General features: G+C 59.6%; 13 protein-coding genes. 6 read left to right on the top strand and 7 right to left on the bottom strand.

Annotated elements, in window-relative coordinates; translation table 11 throughout:
- Positions 1-28 precede the first annotated feature (28 nt).
- The 4 genes from kdpB to DKK66_RS00225 all read right to left on the bottom strand — a co-directional run bounded on the left by kdpB (position 29) and on the right by DKK66_RS00225 (position 4,595).
- Positions 29-2,074 (bottom strand): potassium-transporting ATPase subunit KdpB, encoded by a 2,046-nt coding sequence (gene kdpB / locus DKK66_RS00240; RefSeq protein ID WP_131360760.1) that lies wholly within the window; start codon positions 2,072-2,074, stop codon positions 29-31.
- A gap of 117 nt (positions 2,075-2,191) precedes the next feature.
- Positions 2,192-4,000: a potassium-transporting ATPase subunit KdpA gene (gene kdpA, locus DKK66_RS00235; RefSeq protein ID WP_131354403.1), complete on the bottom strand. Its 1,809-nt coding sequence runs from the start codon at positions 3,998-4,000 to the stop codon at positions 2,192-2,194.
- Position 4,001: 1 nt separating this feature from the next.
- Entirely contained in the window at positions 4,002-4,091 is a 90-nt protein-coding gene (kdpF, locus tag DKK66_RS00230) for a K(+)-transporting ATPase subunit F (protein WP_131354400.1), read from the bottom strand.
- Positions 4,092-4,403: 312 nt separating this feature from the next.
- Positions 4,404-4,595, bottom strand: a complete 192-nt coding sequence (locus DKK66_RS00225; protein ID WP_045848034.1) for a hypothetical protein — start codon at positions 4,593-4,595, stop codon at positions 4,404-4,406.
- Positions 4,596-4,894: 299 nt separating this feature from the next.
- Here DKK66_RS00225 and DKK66_RS00220 point away from each other — a divergent pair, with 299 nt between their 5' ends.
- Positions 4,895-5,665 carry a sulfite exporter TauE/SafE family protein gene (locus DKK66_RS00220; protein WP_131354398.1) on the top strand — a complete coding sequence of 257 codons (771 nt, stop codon included), beginning with the start codon at positions 4,895-4,897 and terminating at the stop codon, positions 5,663-5,665.
- A 362-nt stretch (positions 5,666-6,027) separates the two neighbouring features.
- Positions 6,028-6,492, top strand: a complete 465-nt coding sequence (locus tag DKK66_RS00215) for a thioesterase family protein (protein WP_131354396.1) — start codon at positions 6,028-6,030, stop codon at positions 6,490-6,492.
- Here the strand turns inward: DKK66_RS00215 and mnmC are convergent.
- Positions 6,460-8,436: a bifunctional tRNA (5-methylaminomethyl-2-thiouridine)(34)-methyltransferase MnmD/FAD-dependent 5-carboxymethylaminomethyl-2-thiouridine(34) oxidoreductase MnmC gene (gene mnmC, locus DKK66_RS00210; protein ID WP_131354394.1), complete on the bottom strand. Its 1,977-nt coding sequence runs from the start codon at positions 8,434-8,436 to the stop codon at positions 6,460-6,462. The genes DKK66_RS00215 and mnmC overlap by 33 nt on opposite strands.
- A gap of 132 nt (positions 8,437-8,568) precedes the next feature.
- Positions 8,569-9,609, bottom strand: a complete 1,041-nt coding sequence (gene mnmH / locus DKK66_RS00205; RefSeq protein ID WP_131354392.1) for a tRNA 2-selenouridine(34) synthase MnmH — start codon at positions 9,607-9,609, stop codon at positions 8,569-8,571.
- A gap of 19 nt (positions 9,610-9,628) precedes the next feature.
- Here mnmH and selD point away from each other — a divergent pair, with 19 nt between their 5' ends.
- Together selD and DKK66_RS00195 are read left to right on the top strand one after the other, a co-directional pair.
- Positions 9,629-10,669: a selenide, water dikinase SelD gene (selD, locus tag DKK66_RS00200; protein WP_131354389.1), complete on the top strand. Its 1,041-nt coding sequence runs from the start codon at positions 9,629-9,631 to the stop codon at positions 10,667-10,669.
- Positions 10,670-11,008: 339 nt separating this feature from the next.
- Positions 11,009-13,027, top strand: a complete 2,019-nt coding sequence (locus DKK66_RS00195) for a methyl-accepting chemotaxis protein (RefSeq protein ID WP_062789014.1) — start codon at positions 11,009-11,011, stop codon at positions 13,025-13,027.
- A gap of 32 nt (positions 13,028-13,059) precedes the next feature.
- Here the strand turns inward: DKK66_RS00195 and DKK66_RS20115 are convergent, their stop codons facing one another.
- Entirely contained in the window at positions 13,060-13,200 is a 141-nt protein-coding gene (locus DKK66_RS20115) for a hypothetical protein (RefSeq protein WP_165494080.1), read from the bottom strand.
- A 49-nt stretch (positions 13,201-13,249) separates the two neighbouring features.
- Between DKK66_RS20115 and clpB the strand changes: the two genes are divergently transcribed.
- Together clpB and DKK66_RS00185 are read left to right on the top strand one after the other, a co-directional pair.
- Positions 13,250-15,829 (top strand): ATP-dependent chaperone ClpB, encoded by a 2,580-nt coding sequence (gene clpB / locus DKK66_RS00190; protein WP_131354383.1) that lies wholly within the window; start codon positions 13,250-13,252, stop codon positions 15,827-15,829.
- 189 nt (positions 15,830-16,018) lie between these two features.
- Positions 16,019-16,696, top strand: coding sequence for a CDGSH iron-sulfur domain-containing protein (locus tag DKK66_RS00185; protein WP_165494079.1), 678 nt, complete (start codon positions 16,019-16,021; stop codon positions 16,694-16,696).
- Positions 16,697-16,751 lie beyond the last annotated feature (55 nt).

The following is a 16,751-nucleotide window of genomic DNA, read 5'->3' as shown; positions in this document are numbered from 1 at the left end:
ATGATTTCCTTTATGTCAGGGGCGATGGTCAGACCAGACCGGCCGCGCCCAGCAGCATGTCGATCAGCTTGATACCGGCAAAAGGCAGCAGCAGGCCACCCAGGCCGTAGACCAGCAAATTGCCGCGCAGCAGTTCGGCCGCGCTTCTGGCGTGGTATTTCACCCCTTTGAGTGCCAGCGGAATCAGGAACACGATGATCAGCGCATTGAAGATCACTGCCGACATGATGGCCGAGGCCGGACTGTTCAGACCCATCACGTTCAGCGCGCCCAGTTGCGGATAGGTGCTGGCAAAGGCAGCCGGGATGATGGCGAAATACTTGGCCACATCATTGGCAATGGAGAAGGTGGTGAGCGAGCCGCGGGTCATCAGCATCTGTTTGCCGATTTCAACAATCTCGATCAACTTGGTCGGGTTGGAATCCAGATCCACCATATTGCCGGCCTCTTTTGCCGCCTGGGTGCCGGTGTTCATCGCCACCGCCACGTCAGCCTGGGCCAGCGCTGGTGCGTCATTGGTGCCGTCACCGGTCATGGCCACCAGCTTGCCTTCGGCCTGGTGATTGCGGATCAGCTTGAGCTTGGCTTCCGGCGTGGCTTCGGCCAGAAAGTCGTCCACGCCGGCCTCGGCGGCAATGGCGGCGGCGGTCAGCGGGTTGTCGCCGGTGATCATGATGGTCTTGATGCCCATCTGGCGCAGCTCGGCAAAGCGTTCCTTGATGCCGCCCTTGACGATGTCTTTCAGCTCGATCACCCCCAGCGCACGATTGCCTTCGGCCACCAGCAGCGGGGTAGAACCGCGGCGTGCTACTTCATCGGCACTCTTGGCCAGCGCATCGGGGAAGGCCCCGCCTTGCTCGGCGATATGACGGCGGATGGCGTCGATGGCACCTTTGCGGATCTGCCGGCCATCGTAGTCGATGCCGCTCATGCGGGTTTGGGCGGTAAACGGAATGAAGCTGGCTTCATGGCTGGCCAGCTCACGCTCGCGCAGGGCAAACTTCTGCTTGGCCAATACCACGATACTGCGGCCTTCCGGGGTTTCATCCGCCAGCGAAGCCAGCTGGGCGGCATCGGCCAGTTGCTGTTCGCTGATGCCCGGTGCCGGGATGAAGGCCGATGCCTGACGGTTGCCCAGGGTGATGGTGCCGGTCTTGTCCAACAGCAGCACGTCCACATCGCCCGCCGCTTCCACGGCGCGGCCGGAGGTGGCAATCACATTGGCACCCATCATGCGGCTCATGCCGGCCACACCAATGGCGGACAGCAGGCCGCCAATAGTAGTGGGAATCAGGCACACCAACAGCGCCACCAGCGTGGTGATGCTGATGGGCGAGCCGGCCTTGGCTGCCTCCACGCTGAACAGCGAGTAGGGCAGCAGGGTGACGGTGACAATCAGGAATACGATGGTCAGCGCCACCAGCAGGATGGTCAGCGCGATTTCATTGGGTGTCTTCTGACGCTTGGCACCTTCCACCATGGCAATCATGCGGTCGAGGAAGGTTTCGCCCGGATTGGCGGTAATCTTCACCACAATCCAGTCCGACAGCACGCGGGTGCCACCGGTGACCGAGGAAAAATCACCACCGGATTCGCGGATCACCGGGGCAGATTCCCCGGTAATGGCTGATTCGTCCACCGACGCCACGCCATCAATCACTTCGCCATCCACCGGAATCACATCGCCAGCTTCCACCAGCACGATGTCGCCTTTTTTCAGGCTGTGGCCATCCACGATGGTGACACCGGCGTCGCGGCGCGGGCCGGACAGCTTCTTGGCCACCACGTTTTTCTTGGCCGAGCGCAGGCTGGCGGCCTGTGCCTTGCTGCGGCCCTCGGCCAGGGCTTCGGCAAAGTTGGCAAACAGCACGGTAAACCACAGCCACAGGGTAATGGCCAGGATGAAGCCGGGGGCGGCCTCGCCCTTGCCAAACAGGGCCTGCAGCCATAGCGCTGTGGTCAGGATGCTGCCGACATAGACGACAAACATCACCGGATTGCGCCACTGGGTACGCGGCGACAGCTTCTTGAAAGAGTCGATGATGGCCGGCTTGATCAGCGCCGGGTCAAACATGCCCTTGCCAGTCTTGATCTGCTGGCTGGCAGACTGTTCTGCCGTGGCAGAAACAGAAGAATGATTGCGATCGTTCATATTGATTTCCTTGATCCTGTTGCGTGTCCGCTTGCAGGATTAATGTCCGCTCACCATTTGCAGATGCTCCACCACCGGGCCCAGTGCCAGCGCCGGAACATAGTTGAGCGCGCCTACCAGCAACACGGTGCCGATCAGTAACACCACGAACAGCGGGCCGTGGGTGGGCAAGGTGCCACTGGTGACGGCCAGACGCTTCTTGGCGGACAGCGAACCGGCAATGGCCAGGATGGGCACAATCATCAAAAAGCGGCCAAAGAACATGGCGATGGCGGTCATGATGTTGTAGAACGGCGTGTTGGCCGACAGCCCGGCAAAGGCGCTGCCGTTATTGTTGGCGGCCGAGGTGAAGGCATAGAGGATTTCGCTGAAACCATGCGCGCCGGGGTTGGCGATACCGGCCTTGCCCGCATCCAGGCTGACAGCAATGGCGGTCAGTACCAGCACCAGGATGGGCGTCACCAGAATGGTGATGGCGGTCATCTTCATTTCGTAGGTTTCTATCTTCTTGCCGAGGTATTCCGGCGTGCGCCCCACCATCAGGCCGGCAATGAATACCGCCAGAATGGCAAAGACCAGCATGCCGTACAGGCCGGAACCTACACCGCCAAATACCACTTCGCCCAGCTGCATCAGGAAGGTGGGCACCAGGCCGCCGACAGGGGTGAGCGAATCATGCATGGCCACCACGCCCCCGCAGGACGCCGCAGTGGTGATGACGGTAAACAGCGAGGTGTCGATAATGCCGAAGCGGCTTTCCTTGCCCTCCATATTGCCGCCGGCCTGCATGCTGCTGGCTTGCTGGTCTACCCCCATGGCGCTCAGTTGCGGAATGCCAGCCTGTTCGGCACCGGTTTCCACCACCACGGCAGTGGCAAACATCAGCAGCATGGCGGCCAGAATGGCCCAGCCCTGACGCCGGTCGCCCACCATGCGGCCGAATACCAGGCACAGAGCGGCCGGAATCAGGAAGATGGCCAGCTCTTGCAGCAGATTGGACAGCGGGGTCGGGTTTTCAAACGGATGGGCCGAGTTGGCATTGAAGAAACCACCGCCATTGGTGCCCAGCATCTTGATGGCTTCCTGCGAGGCGACCGGACCCATCGGCAGGGTTTGCTGCCGGGTCTGGCTGTCTACCATGACAGGCTTGCCATCCTTGCCGATGAGCGGGCTGCCCTTGGCATCCAGCTTGGGCTGCTGGAACTGCGTCACCTCAACGGTGTGTGCGGTCTGGTAAGGCAGCAGGTTCTGGATCACACCTTGCTGGGTGAATACCAGCGCCAGCACCAGAGACAGCGGCAGCAGGATATACAGGGTAAAGCGGCTGACATCGACCCAGAAGTTACCGATTCTGGCCGAGTTGTGGCGGGCAAAACCACGGATCAGCGCAATCACCACCGCGGCCCCGGTGGCTGCCGACAGGAAGTTCTGTACCGTCAGCCCCAGCATCTGGGTGAGGTAGCTCATGGTGGTTTCGCCACCATAGCCTTGCCAGTTGGTATTGGTGATGAAGGAAATGGCAGTATTGAATGAAGAGTCCGGCGCAACGCCGGCCAAAGCCTGCGGGTTCAAGGGCAGGATGCCCTGCAAACGCTGCAGGCCATAAACCACTAGTGCGCCCAGCAGATTGAACAGCAGCAAGGCCACTGCATAGCCGCGCCAGCCCATGTCTTCATCAGGCCGGATACCGGCCAGGCGGTAGACACCGCGTTCCAGTGGCGCAACAAATCGCAGCACGCCAGGGTTTTCCCCTTGCATGACGCGGGTGATATAGCTGCTCAGGGGCCAGGCCAGTGCGAGCAGGACAAGCAGGAACAGCCCCAGTTGGAGAAAGGCAGGTGTGCTCATGTCAGAAGTTCTCCGGCTTGATCAGGGCGTAGACCAGATAGCCCAGCAGTCCCAGTGCGATCACGGTACTGATCAGATAAAACAGGTTCATGGCTTATTTGCCCTCCAGCTGCTGGCAGGCTGCGACAAAAGCCAATGTCAGCGCGGTAAAGCCCAGGGTCAGGCCCAGGTAGACCAAATCCATTTTGCGTTTCCTTTGGTGGACGTTAGGTGCCAGTGAAAGGTACGCAAAGCGGTGTCAAAAACCTGCTAAAAAGCGCGGAGGGGAGATAAAGAAAAGATAAAAATCAGCAGGCATGCCGGGATGCATGCCTGTGTGGGGTGTCTGCGGGGTGTGGCGGAATGCAAAAGGGGAAAGGCGCCAGCGTGTGGCGCCATGGTGTCTTGCAGTGTTGAAGTGTGTCTAGAACAGATCGTCTTCGCAGCGTTCGGCCATGAAGCGGGCATCATCACGGTCATGGGCGCGCTGGCGAACCTTTTGTTGCCGGCAGCGTTCGGTGTCACTCAATTGCGGTTTGGCTACCGCGTACAGAAAACTTTCATGCTGATCACGCGCCTGCTTGCGGCGGACGCTGAGAGGAATACGGGAAATCATCCTTGCACCTCCTGATGTGGGTACTACAACATGCGGTTGGTTGTGCCAACCATTAAAACTTGACTGTATTTCAAACATTTGTAAAGCCTGATCAGTCAAGCAATTCCCAAAATGTTGTGTGTTTGCCGCGCTACATCTCCCTACGTATGGTTATTTGTAGCAGATTTGACGCTGACATTCCCGTATAACCCTGCTGCGATGCGGTATAGACTTTTATTGAATATCGAATAAATCAAACAATCTAGTTGGTTATATGTTGTGTGCAGTAGCATAGCGCCAGAACTTAGTCTGGAGTGGTCATGGAGTTAGGATATGCAATTGCGGGCCTGGTGGTGGGCTTCATCGTCGGATTGACCGGCGTGGGTGGAGGCTCCCTGATGACCCCCATCCTGCTGTGGTTCGGCATCTCGCCGTCCACCGCCGTCGGCACCGATTTGCTGTATGCCGCCGTGACCAAGGCCGGTGGGGTGTTTGTCCATCACAAGCAAAAACACGTGGACTGGAAGCTGACCGGATGGCTGTCCATGGGCAGCGTACCCGCTGCGCTGTTGACGCTGGGCCTCTTGTCCTGGCTGCATCTCTCCAGCCATGTGCTGGATTCCGTCTTCAAGCTGGTGCTGGGTATTGCGCTGTTGCTGACCGCCGCGTCCATCCTGCTCAAACCCAAGCTGATGAAGCTGATCAACCCGGCTGGCAATCCGCAGGCCGAGCTGGTGCTCAAGCCCTTGCCCACCGTGCTGATTGGCGTTGGCCTTGGTGTGCTGGTCACCCTCAGTTCGATTGGTGCCGGTGCGCTGGGTACCCTGGCCTTGTTTGCACTGTATCCGGCCCTGCCCACCCGACGCCTGGTGGGAACCGAAATTGCCCATGCCGTTCCGCTGACGCTGGTGGCGGGTTTGGGCCATGCCAGCATGGGTAACCTCAATTACATGCTGTTGCTTAACCTGCTGATGGGCTCGCTGCCGGGTATCTGGCTGGGCAGCAAGCTGACACGCAGCCTGACCGACAGCTGGTTGCGCCCTGCGCTCGCGGTCATGCTGGCCGTGGTGGGGGCCAAGCTGGTGATGTAATGCCGGCGATGTCTGGTCACAGAATGAAATGATAAGGGCCGCCATCTGCGGCCCTTTTGCTTTGTGGCTGGCTGGTGTGTTGCTGGATGGCAGCCGCAGGAAAAAAACGAGCCCCGGCCTTGGGGGACGGGGCTCCAGCTTGCACCTTCGCTCAGGAACTGCCAGTCAGGCGGGCCGGGGGGAACCGATTACCCGACTGACAGCCATGTCCCTGCACCACACAAGCTGTAGAGCAGGAACAGCCTGATTATGCGCAAGCCGTACTGGCTCTCAATAGCATCATTGCATGGTTTTTTTGTGACGGATTTTGACGGCTGGCGTTATGATGCAGCACAGCATGACGTTAAGGTAAGGAGAACATAGTGGAAAAAACCTACCCGGTCATTGACCGCCAGACCATCACCATGCGCTGGGGTGACATGGATGCGGTTGGCCATCTCAACAATACTTATTACTTCCGCTATCTGGAGCAAATCCGCCTGAACTGGCTGGAGTCCATGGGGCACAGCATCAATCCCCAGGGCAGGGGGCCGGTTCTGGCCAGCACCTCCTGCACCTTCCGCAAGCAACTGACCTACCCGGCCACGGTGGAAATCACCATCGAGCTGGAAAAGCTGGGTCGCAGTAGCTTGCAGTTGCGCCATCATTTCTACCGGCAGGGTGACCCGCACACCGTGTATGCCTATGGCGACGTCACCCTGGTGTGGGTGGACTACCAGGCCGGGGTGCCGGTAGCCATTCCGGATGACATCCGCCAGGTGATTGAACAGGCGGTGGCCCGCCAGGCTGAAGGCTCAGCCCTGCTTGCGAATCAGTCGGCGCAGTAAAAAGCGGCTGGGGTGCACTGCCTGCATCAGGTCCACCGGTAGCGGGGCGGCTTCGCCTTCCAGATAGGCAGCAATGATTTCGCCGGACAGCGGGGCGGTGATCATGCCGCGCGAGCCATGGGCGGCATTCACATACAGGCCGGGAATATACGGTGCTGCTTGTGTCAGTGGCAGCGTGGCATCGTTGGCCAGTGCGCTGTAGCAGTTGGCAAAGTCCTGCCGGTTCACCACCGGGCCGATGATGGGGAGGTAGTCCGGGCTGGTGCAGCGGTAGGCGGCGCGGCCACCCAGTTGCTCCGCGCTCAGGGTATCGGCCTGCAAGGCCTGGTGCAGGGCAGGTGCCAGTCCTGCCAGCATCTGCAGGTTTTCCGCATGTTCGTCTGTCGTGACGTCAAGGTGGTCTGCGTCAAACTTGAAGCTGGCACCCACGCAATGATGCTGATGGCGTGCCGGTGAAACATAGCCTTCACCGCACAGCACGGTTTGCAAGGCGGCACTCTCGGCGGTCACCGGCAGGGTGCTTACCTGGCCACGGATCGCCTTGAGCGGCAAATGGCTGGTGCTGTCGAAGGCGGTGGTATCGGCGGCGGTACATAGCACCACCACACTGCCCATGGCCAGCGGGCCTTGTTCGCTGCTGGCCAGCCAGCTCTGCTCGACCGGGTTGTAATCCAGCTCGATAACGGTATGGCTGGTACGCAGCTGGATATTGGGGTGAGCGCACAAGGCTTGCACCAGGCTGGGTGGGTTCAGCCAGCCACCTTGCGGGAAAAACAGCCCGCCGGATGGCAGCGCAATGCCGGCAATCCGGCTGGCTTCTTCACTATCCACCAAGTGCAGCAAGGAGCTTGGCAGCCCGGCTTGCGCCAGCCGGGACTGGCGTTCGGCCTCCTTGCTGTCGTGCGCCAGTTGCAGCACGCCGCAGGCTTGCCAGCTCTCTTCGCCCTGCGGCAAATGTTGGTGCAGACAGCGCAAGGAATAGGCATAGCCCGCCAGAACCAGACGGGTAAGCGGGGTGAAGTGCGGCGACAACTTGGTGTAAAGCACGCCTTGCGGGTTGCCGGACGCTGCCTGGGCCAGTGCGGGCAGGCGTTCAATCAGGGTGACTTGCCAGCCGCGTATGGCCAGGCTGTGGGCGGTGGCTGCCCCGGCAATACCGCCTCCCACCACGATGGCGCTGCGTTCTTGTTGCGCGACTGTCGCGGGACGGGCATACCAGGGGGCTGACCATGCTGCCGCTGGCGGCGTCAGCAGTTCGCCACAGCTCATTTCACGTTTCTGGCCATGCCCGGCCACCTTGCGCACCGCAAACCCGGCTTCTTTCAGGCCGCGGCGTACGAAACCGGCACTGGTAAAGGTGGCAAAACTGGCGCCCGGTGCAGACAGGCGTGCCATCTGGGCAAACAGGGCGGGTTGCCACATGTCCGGGTTTTTGGATGGGGCAAAACCGTCCAAGAACCAGGCGTCGATGCGGGCATCCAGCTGCGGCAGGGTTTCCAGCACATCGCCAATCAGCAGGGTCAGCATGATGCGCCCCTGTTCCAGCACAAAGCGGTGCCAGCCACCGGTCAGCACATCGTATTGCTGTAACAGCTGTTCCGCCTGTGCTGCCAGTTCCGGCCACAAGGCCAGCGCCTGTTGCAGGTCTGCCCGGCTTAGCGGATAGCGCTCCGTGCTGATGAAGTGCAGGCGGGCGGTGTCCGGCGCGTGCTGCAGAAAGTGCTGCCAGGCACACAGGAAATTCAGGCCGGTACCAAAGCCGGTTTCCCCGATGCAGAACTGTCCCTGGGCCGGCAAGTCGCCAAAGCGTTCTTCCAGCTGGTTGTGCCGGATGAAGACGTGACGGGTTTCGTCCAGGCCACTGCTGCGGGAAAAATAGACATCACCAAAGGCGACCGAAACGGGCTGACCATCCAGCCAGTCGAGTTGTGCGTGTGAACTCATGCCAAACAAGGAAGAAGGAGCGCGGTAAGGGGCCTATTCTACCCCTTTCACCGGCTGCGCACCCGTGTGATGAACCGTCAGCTGCAATGCGACCGGGCAAATGCTGTTAATCCGGGGCAGTGCACACCCTGCTTAACCGGGCAGGCTGGCGGCCAGCGCATCCAGTGCATCGGCCTGCAGGCTGTCCGGCTTGAGTAGTACTGCCTGTTGCAGCCGGTGGTAATGCCTGTGCATGGAGCGGGTGTAGAGCGGGTCGTAATGCTGTTCCAGCAATTGTTCCACCAGTGCGGCATAGTCGCCGTGGCTGATCATGGCCTGCCATTGTTGCAGTTGCTCACGTGAATGCACGGCCTTGAGAAAACCCAGCTGCGTTTCCAGTCTTTCCGGCTCGCTGACATAAAACGGGTAGTCCTCCAGCAAGAAGCGCACCCGTTCGGGCCGTGCCACCTGCAACTGCAGGCAGTCGCTGTCGTGCATGCGGGCAAACAGACTGTCCGGCAGGGTGATCTGGCCGATCTTGCGGCTTTCGGCCTCTATGTATACCGGCCGCGCCGGGTCCAGCCGCAGCATGGCCTGGTGCAGCTGGGTGTCGAACCATTTTTGCGTCGGCTGTGCCTGATCGGGCAGCTTGCCCAATACCGAACCCCGGTGGCGGGCCAGACCTTCCAGATCCAGCACCTGTTTGCCGGCACGGTGCAGTGCATCCAGCAGCCGGCTTTTGCCGGAACCGGTCGGGCCGCAAATCACTTGCAAGTCCAACTGTGCAGGCAGGCTGGCGAGGTCGGCCAGCACTTGCTGGCGGTATTGCTTGTAACCGCCATCCAGTTGGTGGGCCGCCCAGCCGATCTGGCTGAAGATGATGACCATCGACGCCGAACGCTGACCGCCGCGCCAGCAATAAATCAGCGGTTTCCAGTGCTTGGGCCGGTCGTGAAACTGCTGTTGCAGGTGACGGGCAATGTTTTGCGCCACCAGTGCCGCGCCCAGCTTGCGCGCCTCGAACGGGCTCACCTGCTTGTACAGCGTGCCTACCTGAATCCGCTCTGCGTCATCCAGCACCGGGCAGTTGATGGCACCCGGCAGATGATCCTCGGCGAACTCGCCGGGCGAGCGCACGTCGATGATCTCGTCAAACTGCGCCAGCTGTGCTAGCGTCGCGACCTTGAAGTGCATAGGGAAGGTGGTCCTGGAAATGGCTGAAATCAAACTCACGCAATTGTCTCATGGTGGTGGCTGCGGCTGCAAAATCGCACCGGCGGTGCTGGAGTCCATCCTGTCCACCGCCAGGGAAAAAATGGTGTTCCCGCAACTGCTGGTCGGCACCGAGACCAGTGATGATGCAGCGGTGTATCGCTTGAATGACGAGCAGGCCATTGTGGCCACCACAGACTTCTTCATGCCCATCGTGGATGATGCCTTCGACTTTGGCCGCATTGCTGCCACCAATGCGCTGTCGGACATCTACGCCATGGGTGGCACACCCATCATGGCTCTGGCCATTGTCGGCATGCCGGTGAATGTGCTGCCGGTGGAAACCATCCGCGCCATTCTGGATGGTGGCCAGGCCGTGTGTGCGGACGCGGGAATCCCGATTGCCGGTGGCCACTCCATCGACTCGCCGGAACCCATTTACGGCCTGGTGGCGCTGGGGCTGGTGCATCCGGACAAGCTCAAGCGCAATAGCGATGCCCGCGCGGGAGATGTGCTGATTCTGGGCAAGGGCCTGGGCGTCGGCATTCTGGCGCAAGCCATGAAAAAGGGCGTGCTGGACGAGGCAGGCTATCAGGCCCTAATTGCCTCCACCACGCAGTTGAACAAGGTGGGGAGCACGCTGGCGCAACTGCCCGGTGTGCATGCGCTGACCGATGTCACCGGTTTTGGCCTGCTGGGGCACTTGCTGGAAATCTGCAAGGGCTCCGGCCTGCAAGCGCAGCTGGAGATGGCACGGATTCCGGTGATTCGTGAAGCGCAGGCCTTTGCCGAGCAGGGTTATGGACCGGGCGCCATCGAACGCAATCAGGCCAGTTTTGATCAGGCTGTCGATTATGCCGACAGCGTGGCGCAGTGGCAGCGTCGCCTGCTGGCCGATCCGCAAACCAGTGGCGGTTTGCTGGTGTCGGTGGCAGCAGAGCAGGCCGATGCCGTGCTGGCCGCTTTCCATGACCAGGGTTTCGGCTATGCACGGGTGATTGGCAGGCTGGAGGCCGGCGCTGCCCGCATCCGTGTTGACTGAATGGACTGATACCGTTCAAACCACAGCAAACCCGACGCACTGTCGGGTTTTTTATTGTCCGCTTGCCGCTGGTGATGCTGTCACACCCTCACTGCGGAAAAGCAGGCTATGCTGCTGAATGAGGCTTTAATCTGGCTGAATGTACAGGGTTTGCTGGCGTTGTTCTTGCTTGATCAGCAATGGCAAGAGCGTGGGTTTGCATTGACAACTGCATGTTTCTCGCGCATTTTTCTTGTTCGCTGATATAAAGCCAGTATTTCAAAAAGATACTGAATTATAAATAAACAATCCTGTAAAACAGGTGCGGCAGTGTAGAGGGTGAAGCTGATGAAGCGAGGCATGAGCATTGGGTCGCGGCTGGTAACGACCCAGGTAGTCCTGATGGTGGTGGTGGCAATGGCCCTGATGTTGCCACTCTATGTGTTCACCGGAAGGGTGATGCAAGAGCGGACGGAAAAGGTACAGGCGCAGCTGCTGACGCAGTCGCTCAACATGATTGATGCCTTTAATGAATCGCTCAAGATCACTACCCGGCAGTTCGAGAAAGTCCTGCTGGGCGAAATCGGTGGCGCATTCTCCCTTAACCCGGCCAGCCGCATCGACGTGGCCGGTACCTCGACACCCGCACTGGTGTTGGGCAGTACGCCGGTCAATGGCAACAACGATATTGTCGACCGCTTTTCCTCCAAGACCGGTAATGTCGCCACCCTGTTTGTAAAGGACGGTAACGAGTTTGTCCGTGTTGCTACCTCGGTATTGAAAGAAGACGGCGGGCGCGCACTGGGTAGCAAGCTCGATCACGCCAGCCCGGCTTATGCCCAGTTGATGAATGGCGAGAACTATTCCGGCCGGGTGGACCTGTATGGTCGTGACTACATCACCAGTTACAGCCCCATCAAGGATGCTGCGCAGAATGTCATCGGCGCCACCTTTGTCGGCGTGGGCGCCACCGAAGGCATTGCCGGTTTGCTGGTGCGTCTGTCCAAGGTGAAGCTGGCCGAAAGCGGTCATGTCGACATCATCGACGTCAACAAGACATCCAGAACCTACGGGCAATATGTGCTGCATCCCAAATTGTCCGGTCGGGCCGTCAGCAAGGACCTTGATGCCAACGGCCAGGCCTATGCCAACGAGCTGATGGCAGCCGGTCAGGGCAATCTCAACGTCAAGCTGCCCGGTGATGCCGGTGTGGCCGAACACATGCTGTCCTATGCCACTTACAAACCATGGGGCTGGATGATCGTCAGCAATGAAACCCGTAGCGAGCTGGAAAAGGAAAACCGCCAGCTGCTGCTGTGGCTGGCTGGTGGTGCAGCCTTGCTGCTGACCATTCTGGCGCTTGCCCTGCTGCTGTTTACCCGTCGTCTGGTGGCAAGACCGGTGCAGCAATTGGTGGCTGACGTAGGCAATATCCGCGATAGCCGTGACCTGACCCGGCGGCTGGCCATCAACCGCAAGGATGAAGTAGGGCAGGTGGCCGATGCCATGAACAGCCTGCTGGACAGCTTCCAGCAGGCACTCAACCGCACCAGCTCCCATGCGGTGGACCTTGACCACGCCGCACAGGATTTGTCCGACAAGGCTGGAGCCGCTGCTGCCAGCTCGGGTGAACAGCGCCAGAGTGCGCAGGCCATGTCCGAGCAAACCGGCATGCTGATTGCCGGTGTGGCGCAAATCGAAAAAGTGGCCGGTGAAGCCAGTGACGCCGCCCGCGCATCCAGTGCGGCAGCCATGGAAGGCAGTCAGAGCCTGGTGGCCGCGGTGGATGGCGTCAGCCAGATTTCCGCCACCCTGGCCGGTGCGGCCGACAGCCTGAAAATGCTGGAGAGCAGCGCGCAGCAGATTACCGCCATCGTCAACGTGATTCACGATATTGCCGATCAGACCAATTTGCTGGCACTGAATGCCGCCATCGAAGCGGCGCGTGCCGGGGAGATGGGGCGCGGCTTTGCCGTGGTGGCCGACGAAGTGCGCAAGCTGGCCGAGCGCACCAGTGTGTCTACCCAGGAAATCAGCGGGATGATCAGCAAGATCCAGGATGCGACCGAAGGCGCGGTCAAATCCATGCGCCAATCGGTGGTGCAGGCGTCCGAAGGCGCGGCCATTACCTCGGCCGCCCGTCAGGCAATCGGCTCCATCGTGGAAGACTCGCGTCGCGCGATGGAAGTGGTGGAAAACATCAACCGCGAACTGTCGCAACAGCGTGACATCGTGGAGCAGATGGCCGAGCGGGTGAATTCGGTGGCCCGGCAGGCCGAAGCCAGCAACGATGCGGCCGAACGCTCGGCAGAAACGGCACGCCATATGGCGGGTCTGGCCGATGCCCTGAAGGAAGAAGTCCGGGCTTTCCGCACCTGACTTGCCTGTTTGCTGGAATGGTAAAAGCCGGATTAATCATCCGGCTTTTCTTTTTTTGCCATTTTGGGCTCCAGCCATGAGAAAAAAACATACCATGCCTTGTGGCGTTGAAATCTGCCCGCATATGCAGTGTCAGATGGCTGCACCTTCTGGTCGGGCAGGGTGTGTGGCATGCGTGAATATTGCAAACAGAGCGTTATCTTGTTTGAAGGGAGCTTTTTGATGAGATTCGAAAAACTGACGACAAAATTCCAGCAGGCCCTGGGCGACGCACAAAGCATGGCGCTGGCTGAAGACAATGCCTATATCGAGGCGCAACACCTGCTGCTGACCATGATGGATGACAACGACAGCGGTATCGGCGGCCTGCTGGCCCGTGCCGGTGTCAATGTGCCGGGCTTGAAACTGGCACTCAAAAGCGCCATCCAGCGCCTGCCGAAAGTGCAGGGCACCAATGGTGAAATCACTGTCTCGCGCGAGCTGGGCAACCTGCTCAATGTCACCGACAAGATTGCCACCAAGCAGGGGGATGAATACATCTCCAGTGAGTCCTTCCTGTCCGCCCTGTCGCAGGACAAGGGTGAAACCGGCCGCCTGCTGAAAGAACATGGTGGTAATCACAACGCCATTCAGGCTGCCATCCAGGCGGTGCGTGGCGGCCAGACCGTGGGCAGTCAGGACGCGGAAAGCCAGCGCGAGGCACTGAAAAAGTACACCACCGACCTGACCGAGCGCGCCCGTAACGGCAAGCTGGACCCGGTGATTGGCCGCGATGATGAAATCCGCCGCGCCATTCAGGTGCTGCTGCGCCGTACCAAGAACAACCCGGTGCTGATTGGCGAACCCGGCGTGGGCAAGACCGCTATTGTCGAGGGACTGGCCCAGCGTATTGTGAACGGAGAAGTACCGGATAGCCTGAAAAACAAACGGCTGCTGGTGCTGGACCTGGCAGCGCTGATTGCCGGTGCCAAGTTCCGTGGCGAATTCGAAGAACGCCTGAAAGCCGTGCTGAATGATTTGTCCAAGGACGATGGCCAGACGCTGATCTTCATCGACGAAATCCACACCCTGGTAGGGGCGGGCAAGGCCGATGGTGCGATGGATGCCGGCAATATGCTCAAACCGGCGCTGGCGCGTGGCGAGCTGCACTGCATTGGTGCCACCACGCTGGACGAATACCGCAAGTACATCGAAAAGGATGCTGCACTGGAGCGCCGCTTCCAGAAGGTGCTGGTGAATGAGCCGACGGTGGAAGACACCATCGCCATTCTGCGTGGCCTGCAGGAGAAGTATGAAATCCACCATGGTGTGGACATTACCGACCCGGCCATCGTGGCAGCGGCCGAGCTGTCCAACCGCTATATCACTGATCGCTTCCTGCCGGACAAGGCCATCGACCTGATCGATGAAGCCGCCAGCCGTATCAAGATGGAGCTGGACTCCAAGCCGGAAGCCATGGACAAGCTGGACCGCCGCCTGATCCAGCTGAAAATCGAGCGTGAAGCGGTCAACAAGGAAACCGACGAGGCCAGTCAGAAGCGCCTGCAGTTGATCGAAGACGAAATCCAGCGTCTGCAGCGTGAATACGCCGACATGGAGGAAATCTGGAAGGCAGAAAAAGCCGCGGCGCAAGGCAGTCAGTCCATCAAGGAGGAAATCGACCGCCTGAAGGTGGACATGGAAGACCTCAAGCGCAAGGGCGACTGGCAGAAGCTGGCCGAGCTGCAATATGGCAAGCTGCCGCAGCTGGAAGCCCAGCTGCGTGAAGCCGAAGCAGCCGATGCCGGTGCGGACAACAAGCCCAACCGCTTGCTGCGTACCCAGGTAGGTGCCGAGGAAATTGCCGAAGTCATCAGCCGGGCTACAGGTATTCCGGTGTCGAAAATGCTGACCGGGGAGCGGGAAAAACTGCTGCGCATGGAAGAAGTGCTGCACCAGCGCGTGGTGGGGCAGGACGAAGCAGTGCGCGCAGTGGCCGATGCCATCCGTCGTTCGCGTTCCGGTCTGGCCGACCCGAACAAGCCCTATGGTTCCTTCCTGTTCCTCGGGCCGACCGGCGTGGGCAAGACCGAGCTGTGCAAGACGCTGGCCGGTTTTATGTTCGACAGCGAAGAGCACCTGATCCGCATCGACATGTCCGAATACATGGAGAAGCACTCGGTAGCGCGGCTGATTGGCGCACCTCCCGGCTATGTGGGTTACGAAGAGGGTGGTTATCTGACCGAGCAAGTACGCCGCAAACCGTATAGCGTGATCCTGCTGGACGAGGTGGAAAAAGCGCATCCGGATGTGTTCAACATCCTGCTGCAAGTACTGGATGACGGCCGCCTGACTGATGGCCAGGGCCGCACCGTGGACTTCAAGAACACGGTGGTGGTGATGACCTCGAATATGGGCAGCCAGCAAATCCAGGCCATGGCAACGGATGACTATCAGGTGATCAAGCTGGCGGTGATGGCCGAGGTGAAAACCCACTTCCGCCCAGAGTTCATCAACCGTATCGACGAGGTAGTGGTGTTCCACGGTCTGGACGAGAAGAACATCAAGGCCATTGCCCGTATCCAGCTCAAGGGTCTGGAAAGTCGTCTGGCCAAGCTGGAGCTCAATCTGCAGATCAGCGAAGACGCCTTGTCGCTGCTGTCGGAAGAAGGCTTCGATCCGGTCTATGGCGCACGTCCGCTCAAGCGTGCCATCCAGAACGAGCTGGAAAACCCGCTGGCCAAGGCCATTCTGGCTGGCAAGTATCCGCCCAAGGCCACCATCATGGTGGAAGCACGCGACGGTCAGCTGGTGTTTGCCTGACTGGAAAACACCTACTGCCAAAAGCCGACCCAGCAGGTCGGCTTTTTTTATTGCATTTGGCGACTTCCGGCAGATCCATCGGAAAAGTCACTGCGCCACCTGTGATAAGCCCCAGTTACCGTACCAACAGACAGTCACATAATGCGGCAAGGTTAGCTCAATAGCGCACAGGAGCAGGCAATGAAAGCAATGAAAATTACTGTTTTGGCCAATGGGTCCTATCGCGTGGTGGGTGCCAGGCAAATCACCCAACTGTTCATTCAGCCAAACGCACAAGGCTTGTCCTGGAGCTATCGCGAAGGCAAAGCCTTTCCATTGCAGGAAGAAGGCAGCTTGTTGTGCCGGTGTGGTCATTCCGCCAACAAGCCCTATTGTGATGGCAGCCACCAGACCACCGGTTTCGATGGTCGGGTAGATGCAACCCGTGCAGACTATTTCCAGCAAGCACAGTTGCAAGAGGGGCCGGTCGCTGCTTTGTCCGATGCCGAAAAGCTCTGTGCCTTTGCTCGCTTTTGCGATGCGGGTGGCCAGATCTGGAATCTGGTGGAGCAGACAGATGCACAGTCGATTGCCTTGGCTGTACGCGAGGCAGAACATTGCCCTGCTGGTCGCTTGAAAGTGTGGGATATCCAGTCGCAAGAACAAATCAGCAAAGAGCCTGATACCCAGGCTCTCTATTTGCTGGAAGACCCGAAGCTGCACTGTTCGGCTGCCTTGTGGGTGAAAGCAGCGGATGCGCTGGATGTCGAGGGCGACAAGCCCTATCCGGTACGGGAGCGTATGACCTTATGTCGCTGCGGGGCTTCTGCTAACAAGCCGTTTTGTGACGGCTCGCATGCGTCCATCAAGTGGCAAGACGGGCTTTGAATGTTGCCTGGCTTTGCCGGCAGGCTTGGAAAGAGGCAAACCAGGCCTGCGAGAT

The sequence above is a fragment of the Aquitalea sp. USM4 genome, from assembly GCF_004328945.1.
Taxonomy (GTDB): domain Bacteria; phylum Pseudomonadota; class Gammaproteobacteria; order Burkholderiales; family Chromobacteriaceae; genus Aquitalea; species Aquitalea pelogenes.
This window is presented reverse-complemented; position numbering and strand designations above follow the sequence as displayed.

Coding starts and splice junctions, on each gene's coding strand:
- DKK66_RS00195 (WP_062789014.1), top strand. CDS start 11,009: ATGAGCATTGGGTCGCGGCTGGTAACGACCCAGGTAGTCCTGATGGTG.
- kdpF (WP_131354400.1), bottom strand. CDS start 4,091: ATGAACCTGTTTTATCTGATCAGTACCGTGATCGCACTGGGACTGCTG.
- DKK66_RS00225 (WP_045848034.1), bottom strand. CDS start 4,595: ATGATTTCCCGTATTCCTCTCAGCGTCCGCCGCAAGCAGGCGCGTGAT.
- mnmH (WP_131354392.1), bottom strand. CDS start 9,609: ATGCACTTCAAGGTCGCGACGCTAGCACAGCTGGCGCAGTTTGACGAG.
- kdpA (WP_131354403.1), bottom strand. CDS start 4,000: ATGAGCACACCTGCCTTTCTCCAACTGGGGCTGTTCCTGCTTGTCCTG.
- mnmC (WP_131354394.1), bottom strand. CDS start 8,436: ATGAGTTCACACGCACAACTCGACTGGCTGGATGGTCAGCCCGTTTCG.
- DKK66_RS20115 (WP_165494080.1), bottom strand. CDS start 13,200: ATGCCACACACCCTGCCCGACCAGAAGGTGCAGCCATCTGACACTGCA.
- clpB (WP_131354383.1), top strand. CDS start 13,250: ATGAGATTCGAAAAACTGACGACAAAATTCCAGCAGGCCCTGGGCGAC.
- DKK66_RS00220 (WP_131354398.1), top strand. CDS start 4,895: ATGGAGTTAGGATATGCAATTGCGGGCCTGGTGGTGGGCTTCATCGTC.
- kdpB (WP_131360760.1), bottom strand. CDS start 2,074: ATGTTTGACCCGGCGCTGATCAAGCCGGCCATCATCGACTCTTTCAAG.
- DKK66_RS00185 (WP_165494079.1), top strand. CDS start 16,019: ATGAAAATTACTGTTTTGGCCAATGGGTCCTATCGCGTGGTGGGTGCC.
- selD (WP_131354389.1), top strand. CDS start 9,629: ATGGCTGAAATCAAACTCACGCAATTGTCTCATGGTGGTGGCTGCGGC.